Origin of the sequence: Bacillus sp. ChL18 (genome assembly GCF_026241425.1) — a bacterium.
Lineage (GTDB): Bacteria > Bacillota > Bacilli > Bacillales > Bacillaceae > Bacillus > Bacillus velezensis.
The window spans coordinates 1,073,021-1,088,741 of record NZ_JAPHWE010000002.1 but is presented as its reverse complement, the minus strand read 5'-3'; the positions used below and the strand labels follow the sequence as shown (position 1 = coordinate 1,088,741).

Sequence of the window (15,721 nt, the reverse complement as noted above, 5' to 3'; positions counted from 1 at the left end):
CTCGACTTGCATGTATTAGGCACGCCGCCAGCGTTCGTCCTGAGCCAGGATCAAACTCTCCGATAAAGTAGTTTGACTGACTACGCACATCGCTGTGCGATTTATTTAAAACTTTGAATTAACAGGTACGTTTTGTCTTGTTTAGTTTTCAAAGATCATTACCGCTTGTTGAAGCAGCTTTATTATCTTACCACTCAGCTTCTTTTATGTCAACAACTTTTTTCAAGTTGTTTCCGAAGCTTTTCGTTGTTGTCTGCTGTTCATCAGCGACGTTTAACAATATAACACCCTTTTGAAAATATGACAATAGTTTTTTTAAAAAAATCATTAATTATTTTCTTTCATACTTATTTCAGTTTCTCTTCTATAGAAAGATAAGCTGTCTTGTGGTTTGGCATATTTTCTTGTATAGTAAGATTGAACTAAATACTTGATGACCACAAGGGGAGCATTAAAGCTGAGAGTGAACATTTTGTTCTGACCCTTTGAACCTGTTAGTTAACGCTGGCGTAGGGATGTGGCAAAGCCAAATGATTTGCAGTTTATGTAAGCAGCGCGCGGACTTTTCCCATCCTTCCCCGCGCTGCTTTTTTGTTTATCCTTGATACGGTTGTCTGACCAGGGGGAAAACTATGAATCATTCAACACAGCTTGTGCGCTTAATTGAAATAGCGATTATGACCGGGGCGGCTGTCATTCTGGACATTGTCTCAGGCATGTTTCTCCGGATGCCCCAAGGCGGTTCGGTCTCTATTATGATGATTCCGATTTTTTTGATTTCATTCCGCTGGGGAGTGAAGGCCGGGCTTACGACAGGCTTTTTAACAGGGATTGTCCAGATCGCCATCGGCAATTTGTTTTTGCAGCACCCGGTGCAGCTATTTCTTGATTACATCGCGGCATTTGCAGTCCTCGGTTTCAGCGGCTTGTTTGCTTCCGGTGTACGGGAATCGGCATTGAATAAAAAAAGAGGCGCTTTAACGATGTATGTTATAGGCGGTGTTTTCATCGGCAGTGTGCTGCGCTATGCGGCACATGTGGTCTCCGGAGCTGTCTTTTTCGGAAGCTATGCTCCGAAAGGCACGCCGGTATGGGTTTATTCGTCCGTCTATAACGCGACTTATATGATTCCTTCTTTTATCCTTTCGGCCGTTGTCCTTATCTTATTATTCATGACTGCGCCGCGGCTTCTTGAAGCTAAGCGGACGAACTGAAACAGCAGGCGGTTTACGCCTGCTGTTTTTTTATTCCGGGCTGTGCCGTTCGTTTGAATCACTCAGTTCTTTTGTAAGTTCATTTATACTTTGTTTTATGTTTCCTTTTCCCGAAAAATTCTCAATAAGCTCTTTTACATTGATTCCGGAAGATGCTTTTAAGCTTTCCTGAAGACCGGCCATTAAATTGGTTGCGTAGCCTGTGACTTTATTGGCCCCGCCGTTTTCACCGCTTCCTCCCGTATCAACGACGGTAATTTTATCAATGTTGGAAAGAGGCGCTGAGACTTGCTTCGCATATTCAGGCAGCATTTTCACAATCATATCAAGGATTGCAGCCTGCCCGTATTTTTCGAATGCTTCGGCGATTTTTTCTTTAGCTTCCGCTTCTGCGAGTCCTTTCAGGCGGATGACTTCCGCTTCGGTTTCTCCTCTGGCCTTTTCAGCCTCCGCTTTAGCAAGACCGTCAATTCTCACGCGTTCCGCTTCCGCCTTGGCCATCGCTTCGACACTGTACTGCTCGGCATCCGCTTCGGCGAGCTGCTTTGCTTTTGCGGCCGCGGCCGCTTGTTCCACCGAGTAACGGTCAGCATCGGCTTTTTTCTTCACTTCAGAGTCATATTGGCGCTCACGGCGCAGAATTTCTTTTTCCTCCAATTCAATCTGCTTTTGCCGCTCAATAATTTTAATTTGCATTTCCTGCTCTGTCACCTGCTGGCGGGCTTTTGCTGTTTCAAGATCATATGCCTGGTCGGCATTGGCTTTTGCTGTATCCTGCTCTCTTCTGTATTCCGCCATTTTCAGCTGATTGATTTTTTCCGCTTCAGCTATTTCCGTCGCCCGCTCCAGCTCTGATTTTTTTGCGTCTTTATCAGCGGCCGCGCGTTTAATCCTCGTCTCTTTATCCGCTTCTGCCGTGGCAATGTCCGCATCCCGCTTGACTTGGGCGATTCTCGGCTTACCTAATGATTCAAGATAGCCGTTTTTATCTCGGACGTCTTTAATCGTAAAAGAAACGATCATCAGCCCCATTTTAGCAAGATCCTGAGACGCGACCCGCTGGACTTCCTGAGAAAACTTTTCCCTGTTTTTATAAATCTCTTCAACGGTCATGGAGCCGAGGATGGAGCGCAGATGGCCTTCCAGCACCTCCCGTGCCTCCTGCTCACGGTCTTCCTTAGATTTCCCCAAAAATTGTTCAGCTGCTGTTGCGATTTCACCGATGGAGCCTCCGATTTTAATAATGGCGGTTCCGTCGGCCATTACCGGCACGCCTTGTTCTGTATAGACTTCAGGTGTAGAGACATCAAGTTTGCTTGACAGTAAACTGAGAGGTTCTGCCTGCTGGAATACCGGGAGCACGAACGTTCCCCCGCCCCGGACGATTTTCAGACGATTTCCGCCTTCATCAATGTGAACATTCTTATTCCCCAAATAACTTCCGGTCACGATAAGGGCTTCGTCCGGCCCCGCCGTCCGGTACTTCGTAATAAATACAGCAATAAGTGCGATGAGTAAAAAGAATACGATTCCGATAACGATGATAATCGGCATAGTCATAACAGTTCCCCCTTAGATATCAGATTGGTTCATGCGGCGTCACAAAAAGCACTCCGTCTTTTACATCAATCACTAATACGGCCGTTCCGTACTTGATCTGTTCTTGATCAAAGCTGACGGCTGATTTAGAAATGGCGCCCCCTATTCCCTCTATGATCACTTCCCCATAGCCGTCTTTCGGGACGGAAGTAATGACCCTGCCGACTCTGCCCTTTAAATCTGTCTCCCGATATGCGAGCGATTCTTCCGCTGATGAAAGCGGGACAAGGACGAAGAAGTGAAGCAGGCTGACCAAAAGAACCGAAAGAACAAATGAAAGCAACGCAATGACAGGACTTGATAGCGGAGCGGCGATTTCGCCGATATAACCTGAGGCTGAAAAGATTGTTAAAAAAGACAGAATCAATGCAGGGTTTAAAAATGAAACAGGAATGGCTTCCGAGAGGCCGTGAAACACATCTTGAAAAAACAGAATCAAAAGCGTGAGACTTCCCGAAATAATCAATGTGTAAAGATAGACCGTTTCAAGCGGCAGATGAAATATGTCCATCTTCTATCCTCCTTTCGGCTGAGGTGTGGAGTGTTACTTTATATACGGATGTGAAGGTGAATGGTTTCAATTTTCTGACAAGGAAGGCTGATTACATGATTATCCAATCCGGATATGATATGTTTACTCTAAAGGAGGAGATAGGATGAGCATTTTTAATGAAGCAAGACAGCAGACCTGGGAAGAACTGAAAGGACTCTCTGATGAGGAATTCAACCGAAAGCCCGCGGCTGATGAGTGGAGCGTGCGGGAAGTCCTTGACCATTTAAAGAAAATTGACGAAACAGCGCAGACCCTTTTATCAAAGCAGGCAAAAGACGCACCGTTAAAAGAAATAGAAGAACAACCGATGGAGTTTATAGAGGACAGAACAAATAAACGGCCGGCTCCGTCACACCTCGAACCTGAGCAAAACCGAATATCAGTCATTGAAGCAAAACAGGAATTAGATACGGCAAGACAGCAGCTGACCGCCGTCATTTCATCATTAAACGAGGAAGACTTAGAACGTGTGCTTCCCCATCCTGTTTTTCAAGAACTGACGATCCGCCAGTGGATTGATTTTATCGGCCATCATGAAAAGCGTCACATTAATCAAATAAAAGAAATCAAACAAAAAATCGAAAAGGTCTGAGTCAGACCTTTTCGATTTTTTTCTTGGCGCGTTTCGGTTCATAAGAATGGATGGTGACCGCATCGCCCGTGCATATATCACCCGGGCGTTCAACAATACAGACAATTCCTCTTCTGCCCATCGCGTGCCTCACAAACGCCGCGGCGAGTTTTGGCTGATCCGGATAAAAGGATTGAATGACTTCTCCCGGCTGAATGCACGGATCATTTTCTCCCTCGCACAACAGAGACGCACCGCTTGGAAATATTATTCTGCTTCCTTCTTTAAGCAGCGTCAGTGCAGAAAAACCGCTGATTGCGATGTTAGCGCCGAGCCATTCGGGAAAGATATGAGAAATCCCCATCTTCTCCGCAATGTCATCACATTCCTCCATGGACACGATTGAAATTTGTCTCCGGTTAAAAATTTCTGTTCCTCTTTCATACATCGGCTCACGCGCGCCGGCCTTTTTTGTCAGTCCGAAATGCAGGTCACCGGGGAACCCGCCGTATTCCGCACGAAGCTTGTCCATCTTTTTGGTAACAAATTGTTCGGTATCCGCTATATATACGCCTTCCGTCTTTGCTGTTATGCGTTTCCACATCAGCCACCAACGCCTTTTTCTTGACATTATCCTTAAAAAACCCCGCTCTGTAAAGGAGCGGGGTTCATTTATTATACCGTTTTCGGCGTTAAGTCAAAGCAGCGTTTGTAAATCCAGTTGTATGCTTTCTCATTCAAATCTCTTGGGTTTCCGAATGTTTGCGGATCTTTCATGGCTTCTTTTGATAAACGTTCAATCATGTCCGGAGACACACCTTGTTCTTCTAAACTCGGCACCTCTAAATCTTTTACAAGATCATACATCCAGTTGACGGACGCTTTTGCCGCTTCTTCGGTTGTCATGTTGCTTGTATCGATTCCGAATGCTTTGGCGATGCGGGCGAATTTTTCCGGATAGCCTTTCCAGTTGTATTCCATTACCGGCCCCATCATAGCTGCGACGCATTGTCCGTGAGCGACAGGGATGATACCGCCGAGCGTCTGGCTCATCGCATGCGCCGCGCCTGCTGATTCACTGCCGTATGAAAGGCCGGCAAGCATCGCCGCCTGCGCCATGCCGTATCTTGCTTCCAAATCCTCTCCGTCCGCAAACGCGCGCTTAATATAATGCGCCGCATATTCAATGGCCATTAAAGCGACGGCATCAGTGATCGGCTGCGCGAATTTCATCGTATAGCACTCGATGGCGTGCGCAAGGGCATCAATACCTGTCATAGCCGTCACATGCGGAGGCATGGACGTGTGCAGCTCAGGGTCAATGACCGTTAAATGCGCGGCGATAAGCGGTCCGCCCGTATTGAATTTAAATTCTCTTTCTTCATCTGTAATGACCGCCCATTGTGTGACCTCTGAACCTGTTCCCGCAGTCGTCGGGATCGTTGTCAGCGGAGGAATACGGTTTTCCAGCGGCTTTTTGCCTTCCGCGGCTTCATAATCAAGCACGCTTCCTTCGTGTGTCGCTTCTACTCCGATCGCTTTCGCTGTATCCATGGAGCTTCCGCCGCCGACAGCCACAAGGCCGTTGCAGTTTTCTTTTTTATACAGTTCTGATCCTTCGTTTACAAGACGTACAGGCGGGTTCGGCTCCACTTTGTTAAACAGGACGACTTCGATGCCCGCTTCCTGCAAAGATTCAATGACCGGGTTTGCCACTCCCGCATTATAAATTCCCGGGTCTGTTACGAGCAGCGCTTTTGTGACGCCAAGCGCTCTGACTTCACTTCCCGCGTGCTGAATCGCGCCGATTCCGTGTTTAATGACTGTCGGGATTTCGAATGTATGGAATTTATGCATGCTTTCTACTTTCATATTTAATGTCATATTGTATCTCCTCCTCGTTATGCTTGAAACCAGTTCACAGCCGCAGGTTTCGTGTTGCGGTAAATATGTTTGATTTCCGTGTATTCTTCCAGACCGATTTTGCCGAGTTCGCGGCCGAAGCCCGATTGTTTGTACCCGCCCCATGGCGCTTGCGCGAAATACGGGTGGAAATCATTGATCCATACCGTTCCCATCCGCAGTTTGGCGGCTACGCGTTCGCATTTTTCAATATCCTTTGACCATACCGCTCCGGCCAGCCCGTAAATGGTATCGTTGGCAAGTCTGATCACTTCTTCTTCAGAAGAAAATGACTCAACTGTTAAAACGGGGCCGAAGATCTCCTCTTGGACTATCCGCATATCAGACTTGCAGTTTGAGAAAATAGTAGGTTCATAGAAGAAACCATTTTGAAGGGCGGGATCATCAGGACGTTTGCCGCCTGTTTCCAGTTTTGCCCCTTCTTCGATACCGATTTCGACGTATTTTTCGACTTTGGCCCGATGCTCGGCGGAAATCAGCGGACCGCTTTCCGTATCTTCATGAAAACCGTTTCCTAATTTGATGCGTTTCGTGCGCTTGATCAGCTCGGCTAAAAATTCATCATGAATGGCTTCGTCCACCAAAAGACGGGACCCTGCCGAACAAACTTGGCCGGCATGGAAAAACACGGCGTTCAGCGCTTGATCTGCAGCTGTTTCGAGATCTGCATCTTGAAATACGATATTCGGGTTTTTGCCGCCAAGCTCCAGGGCAATCTTTTTCACGTTGCCGCTTGCCGCCTGCATGATTTTTTTGCCTGTTTCAATTCCGCCCGTAAAAGAGACCAAATCGACGTCGAGGTTTCTCGCCAGCTCATCGCCGACAGAGGCACCCGGCCCCAGCACGAGATTGGCGACCCCTTTCGGAATACCGGCTTCTTCTATTAATTGAAAGACTTTAATGGTTGTCAGCGGAGTAATCTCGCTCGGCTTTAAAACGATCGTGTTTCCGGCCGCAAGAGCGGGAGCGATTTTCCAGCTCGCCTGAAGGAGCGGATAGTTCCACGGCGTAATTTGTCCGCATACGCCAATGGGCTCTCTGACGATTTTACTTACGGAATCGGGAATCGGAGATGAAATGACCTCGCCTCCGTCTTTATCCGCCAAACCGGCATAATATTGAAATACATTTGCGATATCATCCATATCGGCTTTACTTTCTTCAATCGTTTTTCCTGTATCGAGCGATTCCAGCTCAGCTAATTCGTTCAGATCGCGTCTGATTAATTCCGCAATTTTCAGAACAAATTGTCCGCGCTCAAGCCCGGAAAGCACCGGCCACTCCCCTTCATCAAATGCTTTTCTGGCTGCGGCGATGGCTTTCACCGCATCATCCCGGTCTCCTTCGCATACCGTTGCAATTTCTTCTTGATTAAATGGATTAATGATACGGCGGGTCTGTTTTTTTTCTGCACTGATCCATTCGCCGCCGATATAAAGCGTTTTGCTCATAAAAGTCCTCCTTACCGAAAAGTAAGTTTGTTAAATAAAAATTTAATGTTTTTAACAATATTAATTTAACACATGTTTTTTTGCCTGTCAAAACCCGGTCAGTCCGTTTAGATTTTGACATTTTGTCATGATTCGTTAAGATTAAGAACATAAAGAAATGACTTAACAAATTTAAACTTCAAGAGGAAAAGAGGGACAGTATGGATGAGAATCCAGAATTCGCAGCTATAGAACAAGCCAGGGATCTTGTCATTGATTCCATTGCAGAGACGATGGATCTTTACGGAATCACACGGAGTGTCGGGATTTTATACGGAACAATGTATATGAGGGATGAAATGACGCTTGACGAAATGCGTGAGGAACTGCAGATGAGCAAACCGAGTATGAGCACAGGCGTCAAAAAGCTGCAGGATTTAAATGTAGTCAAAAAAACCTTTCACCGCGGCACACGGAAGCATACGTTTGTAGCGGAAAAAGATTTCTTTACGTTTTTTACGAATTTCTTCCCGCCGAAATGGGATCGTGAAGTTCAGGTGAATTTGTCCGCCATTGAACAGGCCCAGGCGGATTTGCAGACCGTTTTGCTGGCCGAGAAAGGCAACGCGGAATTACAGGAAGAAGCACGGCAGTTACATGATCAGCTTGAAAGTTCGAAAGCTTATTATCATTGGCTGAAGCGTCTCGCCGACTCGGTTCAGAGCGGGGAGATTTTTAAATTTATTCCGATAGAAACGGACGAAAAAAACGCCTGAATCAAAATCAGGCGTTTTTTGTCGTGATTTGATTATTTTTGAGAAAATATAGGAACATAACCCCATTTACTTCCATTAAAATTGATGGTAAATTTTTATAGGTATGGTCGTTCTTTTTTAAGAACAATCAGTAAAATTTTTTTAGGGGGATTTATGAAAATGAAACAGAAATTTTTCTCAACTGTCATGGCAAGTTTATTCGGCCTGGTTTTGCTTCTTTCTCTGCCGACAGCGTCATTCGCCGCTGAGTCAGGCTCAACCGTTCACGAGCCGGAAATGTCCACGAAAGCGACTGCTACCTTATTTGCAAAATATACAGGTGCCAGCCAGCAGGAATGGTCATTTTCTGATATCGAATTGACGTACCGTCCGAACACGATCCTGAGCTTAGGCGTTATGGAATTTACCCTTCCTAGCGGATTTGCGGCTACAACAAAAGATACAGTCAACGGACACGCTTTGCGTGAAAGACAGATTCTGAATAACGGCAAAACAGTCAGACTTCCGTTAAACATTGATTTGCTCGGCGCAGCGGAATTTAAGCTTTCTCTTAATAATAAAACATTGCCTGCTGCAGGTACATATAAGTTCCGTGCAGAAAATAAATCATTAAGCATCGGCTCTAAATTCTATGCTGAGGACACAATTGTTGTTCAAAAACGCAGCACACCGCCGACACAGCCTTGCAACTGCAAATAATTGCGAAAAAAAGACCGGCACAAGCCCATCGCTTGTCAGCCGGTCTTTTTTTGTGCTGTTTTCTTTCTTCCGGCTCTCGCATTGACAAACCCTTGAAACAGGAGTACATTCTTGTTTGTTGTATTTGGAGTGACGAAAACAGTTTCTTAAGGAGTTATGAGGATTGGGAAAAATCAAAAATAAACAATTTGCCGTCATCGGACTCGGCCGTTTCGGCGGAAGCATCTGTAAAGAGCTTTTTAAAATGGGGCATGAGGTGCTTGCGGTCGATATCAGCGAAGAGCGGGTCAACGCATACTCCTCTTATGCCACGCATGCTGTGCGGGCAAATTCAACGGAAGAAAGCGAGCTTCAGTCGCTCGGCATCAGAAATTTTGAATATGTCATCGTAGCAATCGGCGCCAACATTCAGGCAAGCACGCTGACGACGCTGTTATTGAAGGAGCTGAACATCCCTAATATTTGGGTGAAAGCGCAAAACTATTATCATCACAAAGTGCTTGAAAAGATCGGCGCTGATCGTATTATCCATCCCGAAAAGGATATGGGCGTGCGGATTGCGCAAAGCCTTTCGGATGAAAATGTCTTAAATTACATTGATTTGTCAGATGAATACAGCATTGTGGAGCTTTCAGCCACAAAAAAGCTGCATTTAAAATCCATTCTTGATCTCGGCGTCCGGGCCAGATTCGGCTGCACCATTCTCGCCTTGAAACATAATGGAGACATTCAGCTGTCCCCTTCTCCGGAGACTGTCATTCATGAATGTGACTGTCTTGTGCTGATGGGGCATAAACGTGATATTAAAAGGTTTGAAACTGAAGGAATGTAAAAAAGCCGGCGGGCTGCCGGCTTTTTTTGATGCTTATGTTTCTTCACTTAACTGGACGGCGGTTTGGTCAACCCAGCCGATCAACTCATCTTTCACTTGAATTTGGTACCAGACGGATTCTCCGTTTTGTTTTTCAGATACGACTTTAATATGCTGGCCGGTAAACTTTTGCGCCGATGCCAGTTTTATAGAATGCCGCTCTTTTGACGGCTTCGACCACACGTCTTCAATGGCGTGGTCTTTGATGGCGCCTTTCATATCAACTGCTTTAAGAGAGGCATTGATTTTGTCATATTCATTCAGGTTATAGGTTTCTATGACATCTTTAATTTTTTCAGCATAGCCGGGGTCTGTGGCGTAGCCGGATTTTTGAAGGGCAGCCGCCGCAGTTTTATAATTGTCCGCTTCAATGACAGGCTTATACTTCTTTTTATTCCAAGACGTTCCGTTGACAAATAATTTGGCATGGTCATCCATTGATTCAAAAAACGTGCTGTATTTACGGAATTTTGCCCGAATCGTTTTTCGTTTTCCTTTTTCAAATTCATCCGTTTTCATCGTGACGTGTTTTCCTTTATAATCACCTTTTACACCGAACAGGTTGCGCGCTTTCCCCGCAAGCTCACTGTTCCCCCAGTCCGATTCGAGAATGGCCTGTGCGAGGGTGATGCTCGGAAGGACATGATATTTCTCATATAAAATTTGAGCATGCCCGGAAAGGCTGTCAATAAAGACCTGCTGCTCGTCCACCTCTTCAGGCGGTTTTTCTTCCGTCACTATGAATTTCGAAAACACCATTGATACCAGAAATAATCCGAATATAAGAGATACAGCAAAAAGGCACCCAAGCACCCTTTTGGTCTTTGCTTTCTTTTTCATATCAACCTTCCTTTAATTCCGGAATCACTAGATTTATAATTTTACTGGTCATTGATGAAAATTTCAATAAAATAGGGAAAAAGACGGAGAAAGAACACATTGTGCAAATAAAAAAGACTCCTCTTTGAGGAGTCTTTTTTGTTATGCCATGCTCAGCTGAGGGCCGAACAATTCATATTGAACGGAATCAGAGTCAAACCCGAGTGCAAGAATCATGTCTTTCATTTGCGTCATAAACTGCGCTGATCCGCACAAGTAAAATTCAGCATCTTGATTCAGATGAAGCTGCTCCAGGAAGGTTTGATCAATCCGGCCGCTGTAAAAAGGCTTGTCTCCTGAGCGGTCTTGTTCTGCCGGTTCACTGTATACATAAATGACGTTAATATCCGGATGATTCTCCGCAGCTTGTTCAGCCTCTTTGCGGAACGCGGCGTATTCTCCGTTTTTCGCGGCATGAATAAAAGTAACGGAACGCTCCGGCTGTTTTTCGGCGGCTGTTTTCAGCATGCTCATCATCGGCGTGATTCCGGAGCCGGCACTGATAAGAACAACCGGTTTTTCGGAAGAAGACAGCTTGAAATCCCCGGCGGGTGCGCTGACTTCAAGTTTATCTCCCTCTTGAACTTCATTGTGGAGATGAGAAGAAACCGCTCCGTCCTTTTTCACAGAAATCCGATATGCCCCTTTTTGAGAAGCATCAGACAGGCTGTATTGGCGAATGTGCGTATAAGGAGAATCCGCAATCCGCACTTTAATGCTGATATATTGTCCCGCTTCAAATCCAGGAAGCGAAGAACCGTCACTCGGTTTGATATAAAATGATGTAATATCTTTGCTTTCTTTCGTTTTCTGTATAACCGTAAATTCTTTATACCCCTGCCATCCGGCTTCATTGTACATGTCTTTTTCAATGCCGATGAAAGCCTCAGCAATAACACCGTAGGCTTTTTCCCATGCCTGCATAATCTCAGAAGTTGCGGCATCCTGCAGCACATCCTTAATTGCCAGAAGCAGATACTTTCCGACAATCGGATAATGTTCCGGTTTTACACCGATGCTTGTGTGTTTATGGCCGATCTGTCTGACCGCCGGAATGATTTGTTCTAATTGATCAATATTCGCCGCAGCCGCAATGACTGCATTTGCCAATGCTGCGCGCTGAGTCTGTTTCTTTTGGTTCGTTTGGTTAAACATATTTAACAGTTCGGGATGATCTTGAAACATCAGGTTATAAAAGCGTCCGGTGATGTTTTCTCCATGTGTTTTCAATACGGGTACTGTGCTTTTGATGATGTCTATTGTTCTCTCATCCAGCATGTTAATCCTCAACCCTTCTAAAGATGTATTTTCAATATATCTTTATAGTAAGAGATATTTCGAATAAAAGATATATTGAAAATGAATCTTTAAAAAAGTCGTCACAATATTGTATTGGATTTGGAATTTATGGATTTCACCTCCTTTTTTTATCACCCGGTGAAACAGGGACACATATATTTGGGAATATACGTTTAAAGATGAAAGCGGGGGAGTGCATGGTTTCCGATATCGATTACACGTCTCCGAATACACAGTTCACTTATAATGTGAATGAGAGCCGTTTTTTTACGAAAGATGCTCGAAACTTTATCAATGTATTGGGGATTAAACAGTTAAACACGCTTGAAAATATTTCATTATTAGATATCTTTCTGAGCAAAACAAATGTGATTGAACCGCATACCCATCAAAACGCCGCTGAATTGGTGTACTGTATTTCGGGTTCCGCGGTGGTGTCGATGCTGAATCCGTTCACCCAGAAAATACGGAATTATCCGATCTCTTCAGGACAAGTGGCGAATGTTCCGCAGGGGTGGTGGCATTATGAAGTCGCCACTTCAGACAAAACCCACCTTTTGGCCATATTTGACGCCCCTTCGCCTGAAGTGATATACGGCTCGGATATTCTCCGTCTGACGCCGCCTGAGATCATGGCGCATACGTACTGTCTGAATGAGCATGAGTGGGAAAAAGCCGTTTCACCGATCCGGCAATCAACTGTGATAGGTCCCGATAAATACTGCGGTCAGACTGAAAACACGGGTATTCATGATATGAATAAGCCTTATCAGCCAAATACGCATTATCCGAATGATCCGTATCGGCATTATGATACGCCGTTATATTGGGGATATTAAACGGAGAGCCAGAGCGGCATTCAGCTCGACAGAAAGAGCCCCTCATTGGAGAGGGGCTCTTAATCATTACGGTCCGGTTCCGCAGCTTACTTTGTACCCGCCTTCGGACGATTTTTTTGAATAACATACGTGCGGCGTCTGTCCGGTTTCATCTTTCCAATTGAACCAATTTACATAATAAAGGTTCCCGGCCTCTCCGCCGCCTTCTTCTTTTTGAAGAATCGCAAAGTAGCTTTGATACGGATATCCTTTTTTATAAATGTCATGCCTGATGGCTCCTTTTTCTGAAGCAGACGTGAAGATGACAGGAGAAAGAGGCGGAAGCGCTGTCAAAAAAAGCGCCAGTGCCGCTGACAGAGATAATATAAGATAGATTTTCTTTTTCATTTTCTTTCTTTTCATTATTTTGAGTTGTTAGAAATAAAGCAGAACACAGAGGCTGCCGCAGAAGATGAAAAAACAAAAAAAACCTTATTATAGAATAAGGGTTTAAAGGTATGGAGCCAAGGGGGCTCGAACCCCTGACCTCTACGCTGCCAGCGTTATCCCTGCATACTTTCCGATATTCTGACGTACCCTACAAACGTTGATTTAACAGGCCTTATAGTCTTTTTAATCCTTTTTAGTTCTTTGGTGTAATCCGGTATAATCAGGATTTTTTAAAAATTTTGTTGCCATTTTTGTTGCCATTTTTATTTATTTATTTAGCCGGCTCTTCATAAATCACTGTATAGACTGTTTGAACATAACCTGTCACATCTTTTGAATCAGATAATTTAATATCAATGATTTTCATGTTTCGTTTATGTAAGTCCTCAAGCGTGCCATTCAACTTGTCTTTCTCAACATCAGCAACCACTTGTACAAGTCCTTGCTCTTTTTCATTAGAGTCTTTATCGCTTTTTTTCACTAAGGATGGTTCTCCACAAGCGGATAATAAACCGATAGATAAAAGTCCCACAATTAGCATTCTCTTCAATCTAATCACCCCCAATGGCATTATACTACAATCAACATACCTTCACCTTGAGGGTATGTAAAAGAAATCGTTAAATCCAACTTTGGATTAACCGTGTACAAATTGACGACGGTTCAAAAACACGACTTCGAAAATTTAGGTATCGCTCTTCTTTTTGCAGACTGAACGAATCGTTCACCCAGCTCCTATTATTAAGCGGAAGTTTCCGCCTATTTACGACAATTTGTCGCAATCAACTCAGTTTGTCTCTTATTACAATTTGTAATAAGATCATCTAATGTTCACCGAAATTATCGGTAATCATTTCATATCTGCTCACCTTTTCGGAATTTCCGAAATCATTTTAGAGTTGATCATATTGTGTTTTGAATTGGTTCGTGCCAATTTGGCACAATTAAACGATATCTTTTAGTCGTGCAAATTTTGCACAAGTAAAATTTAATTGCTCAGGTCAAATTGACCTTTTGATCTAAAGAACGCATTTTTGCGTTATTAAAATACAATTTGTTCTGAGGGTGGGAGTAGTATTCCTAACCTTTTCAGAAATTTAGAGAACGGAGTTTTCCGTTTTCTAAAATTTAGATATTAACTTCAGTGTTTAGAGTGCGTAAGGATTGTTTACGCATACCCTTTGGCCTGAGTGCGATACTATCGACTTCAGCTTTGACCTGCACTGAACATTGTTCGTTTCAGCTGATCGGAACATTATTCCTATCAGGTCGTTGTTATTTCACCAACGAGCATACAGAGGTCGTGGTTGTTTTGTCTACGACCTTATTGTGGTCGTGGTTGTTTTGTCTACGACCTTATTGTGGTCGTGGATTGAGTCGTTGCTAATTTGTCAACGAGTGATACAAGGTCGTATACGTTTTGGGTACGACCTCATTAAGTCGTAACTATTTTAGTGACGACCTCTTAACTATTACAATTGGTAATAGTCTCAGCCCCCAAAGTTGGGGACTCCTCAAAATTGAGAAGTGACAGAGATACATGATGAAGCTCTGTTTCGTTCCCCAATTCTGGGGAGCCAATGGTTCAGCCTGAACTATCGTTTATGGCTTCATTTAAGTATATAGATAATAACCATATATACTTAACCAAAGGGTAAAGGGTCTGGTTCATCATGAACTACACCTTGTCAGGTTCATAGTGAACCTCACAAATTTGTTTGTTATTTGTCTTGACTTTTCTTTTGATCTTTTGCTTGATTGGTTGAGACTGTGGACAACGGCTGGCAAGTTGTCTGCCTGAATTTGCTTGTAAAAAACAAACTCAGGCAGGCGACTGAAACTTGATTGTATATCAACTTGTGGTATCCGTGTGTTCACCCTATTTGCCGTTGGTTATTCCCCAAACAAACCTACTGTGTCAAGTGTCCCTAACAGGTTCTCAAAGCTCAAATTTGAGCCCTGATACTTATGGCTTGTCCTGCATCGTCAGAAACGATACACCCTTCCTTCGTCAGCACTTAATGGCAGCTTTCGCCTTTCAGATGCATGTGTAAATAGGGAAACACAGAAGGCATCCTATCCTCATTTATTGCGACGGCTGAGTCACTACCCTGTCAAGTTTTACGTGTGTTAGAGCATTCCACGGCAGTCTCTTTCGTTGCCACAAGTGGCGATGGCGCCATATTGGAGCCTTCGAAAAAAGGCATCACTAAAGACAACACCTTAATTCAGGAGTATAGACTGACTGTATTCAGTTTTAAGGGGCTCGCAAAACGCTACTCCCTTGATAATAATCCGCTTGTAGTAATACAGGGTCTGCAGAGGACAGGGACTTTAACTCCCCGTCCTCACTGTATATTCAATCGTCTGCTTTCCACACCGTGAAGATATCGACATACTCACTCTTACAGAAAGCAAGCTCACTGACTTCAGATACCATACATTCAATCACATCAACGGTAGGACATTTCTTGATAATCCACTCTATGATTGAATAAAGTCGATCATTGTAATTGCATGTAAACCTTTCTTTTAACAAATTATTTCGTCTATCATATGCTTTAAATTCATAAGTGGTATATGTGTTTTTCATTTCAGTTATCCCCTTGATTAAATTGTTATGTTTAAATACAATGGGA

The 15,721-nt window shown here is 44.1% G+C and carries 15 protein-coding genes, 1 rRNA gene and 1 riboswitch; of the genes, 6 read left to right on the top strand and 10 right to left on the bottom strand.

The window, feature by feature from the left end; genetic code table 11:
- A 16S ribosomal RNA gene (locus OQ477_RS16510) occupies positions 1 to 66 on the bottom strand; the annotation flags it as partial.
- 366 nt (positions 67 to 432) lie between these two features.
- Positions 433 to 533, top strand: a riboswitch (TPP riboswitch).
- Between the two features lie 99 nt (positions 534 to 632).
- On the opposite strand from OQ477_RS16510, the gene thiT reads away from it, so the two are divergent.
- On the top strand, positions 633 to 1,214 hold the full coding sequence (thiT, locus tag OQ477_RS16505; RefSeq protein ID WP_044801717.1) for an energy-coupled thiamine transporter ThiT: 582 nt from the start codon (positions 633 to 635) through the stop codon (positions 1,212 to 1,214).
- 30 nt (positions 1,215 to 1,244) lie between these two features.
- Here the strand turns inward: thiT and OQ477_RS16500 are convergent, their stop codons facing one another.
- Together OQ477_RS16500 and OQ477_RS16495 are read right to left on the bottom strand one after the other, a co-directional pair.
- Positions 1,245 to 2,774 carry a flotillin family protein gene (locus OQ477_RS16500; protein ID WP_045208587.1) on the bottom strand — a complete coding sequence of 510 codons (1,530 nt, stop codon included), beginning with the start codon at positions 2,772 to 2,774 and terminating at the stop codon, positions 1,245 to 1,247.
- A gap of 19 nt (positions 2,775 to 2,793) precedes the next feature.
- A complete protein-coding gene (locus OQ477_RS16495) occupies positions 2,794 to 3,324 on the bottom strand; it encodes an NfeD family protein (RefSeq protein ID WP_032876878.1) in 531 nt (176 codons plus the stop codon).
- Positions 3,325 to 3,469: 145 nt separating this feature from the next.
- On the opposite strand from OQ477_RS16495, the gene OQ477_RS16490 reads away from it, so the two are divergent.
- Positions 3,470 to 3,958 (top strand): DinB family protein, encoded by a 489-nt coding sequence (locus OQ477_RS16490; RefSeq protein ID WP_032876875.1) that lies wholly within the window; start codon positions 3,470 to 3,472, stop codon positions 3,956 to 3,958.
- Between the two features lies 1 nt (position 3,959).
- Here OQ477_RS16490 and OQ477_RS16485 read toward each other — a convergent pair whose 3' ends face one another.
- From OQ477_RS16485 to betB, 3 genes are all read right to left on the bottom strand, one after another.
- Positions 3,960 to 4,541 carry an MOSC domain-containing protein gene (locus OQ477_RS16485; protein ID WP_265973214.1) on the bottom strand — a complete coding sequence of 194 codons (582 nt, stop codon included), beginning with the start codon at positions 4,539 to 4,541 and terminating at the stop codon, positions 3,960 to 3,962.
- Positions 4,542 to 4,612: 71 nt separating this feature from the next.
- Positions 4,613 to 5,821: a choline dehydrogenase gene (gene gbsB / locus OQ477_RS16480; protein WP_003152181.1), complete on the bottom strand. Its 1,209-nt coding sequence runs from the start codon at positions 5,819 to 5,821 to the stop codon at positions 4,613 to 4,615.
- Between the two features lie 17 nt (positions 5,822 to 5,838).
- Positions 5,839 to 7,311: a betaine-aldehyde dehydrogenase gene (gene betB / locus OQ477_RS16475; RefSeq protein WP_014418720.1), complete on the bottom strand. Its 1,473-nt coding sequence runs from the start codon at positions 7,309 to 7,311 to the stop codon at positions 5,839 to 5,841.
- A gap of 200 nt (positions 7,312 to 7,511) precedes the next feature.
- On the opposite strand from betB, the gene cudC reads away from it, so the two are divergent.
- The 3 genes from cudC to OQ477_RS16460 all read left to right on the top strand — a co-directional run bounded on the left by cudC (position 7,512) and on the right by OQ477_RS16460 (position 9,597).
- Positions 7,512 to 8,066, top strand: coding sequence for a choline uptake/conversion transcriptional regulator CudC (gene cudC / locus OQ477_RS16470; RefSeq protein ID WP_265973213.1), 555 nt, complete (start codon positions 7,512 to 7,514; stop codon positions 8,064 to 8,066).
- A gap of 159 nt (positions 8,067 to 8,225) precedes the next feature.
- Positions 8,226 to 8,765, top strand: a complete 540-nt coding sequence (gene bslA, locus OQ477_RS16465; RefSeq protein WP_015240450.1) for a biofilm surface layer hydrophobin BslA — start codon at positions 8,226 to 8,228, stop codon at positions 8,763 to 8,765.
- Positions 8,766 to 8,928: 163 nt separating this feature from the next.
- Positions 8,929 to 9,597, top strand: coding sequence for a potassium channel family protein (locus OQ477_RS16460; RefSeq protein WP_007613331.1), 669 nt, complete (start codon positions 8,929 to 8,931; stop codon positions 9,595 to 9,597).
- Positions 9,598 to 9,630: 33 nt separating this feature from the next.
- Here the strand turns inward: OQ477_RS16460 and OQ477_RS16455 are convergent, their stop codons facing one another.
- Together OQ477_RS16455 and hmpA are read right to left on the bottom strand one after the other, a co-directional pair.
- Positions 9,631 to 10,476 (bottom strand): glucosaminidase domain-containing protein, encoded by an 846-nt coding sequence (locus tag OQ477_RS16455; protein WP_014418724.1) that lies wholly within the window; start codon positions 10,474 to 10,476, stop codon positions 9,631 to 9,633.
- A 141-nt stretch (positions 10,477 to 10,617) separates the two neighbouring features.
- The gene (gene hmpA, locus OQ477_RS16450) at positions 10,618 to 11,793 is read right to left on the bottom strand and encodes an NO-inducible flavohemoprotein (RefSeq protein ID WP_265973212.1); all 1,176 of its coding nucleotides are present in this window, start codon (positions 11,791 to 11,793) and stop codon (positions 10,618 to 10,620) included.
- A 218-nt stretch (positions 11,794 to 12,011) separates the two neighbouring features.
- Between hmpA and OQ477_RS16445 the strand changes: the two genes are divergently transcribed.
- Positions 12,012 to 12,653, top strand: a complete 642-nt coding sequence (locus tag OQ477_RS16445) for a cupin domain-containing protein (RefSeq protein WP_044801724.1) — start codon at positions 12,012 to 12,014, stop codon at positions 12,651 to 12,653.
- Positions 12,654 to 12,719: 66 nt separating this feature from the next.
- On the opposite strand, the gene OQ477_RS16440 is transcribed toward OQ477_RS16445, so the two are convergent.
- The gene (locus OQ477_RS16440) at positions 12,720 to 13,040 is read right to left on the bottom strand and encodes a hypothetical protein (protein ID WP_265973211.1); all 321 of its coding nucleotides are present in this window, start codon (positions 13,038 to 13,040) and stop codon (positions 12,720 to 12,722) included.
- A gap of 313 nt (positions 13,041 to 13,353) precedes the next feature.
- Positions 13,354 to 13,632 (bottom strand): hypothetical protein, encoded by a 279-nt coding sequence (locus tag OQ477_RS16435; protein WP_265973210.1) that lies wholly within the window; start codon positions 13,630 to 13,632, stop codon positions 13,354 to 13,356.
- Positions 13,633 to 15,721 lie beyond the last annotated feature (2,089 nt).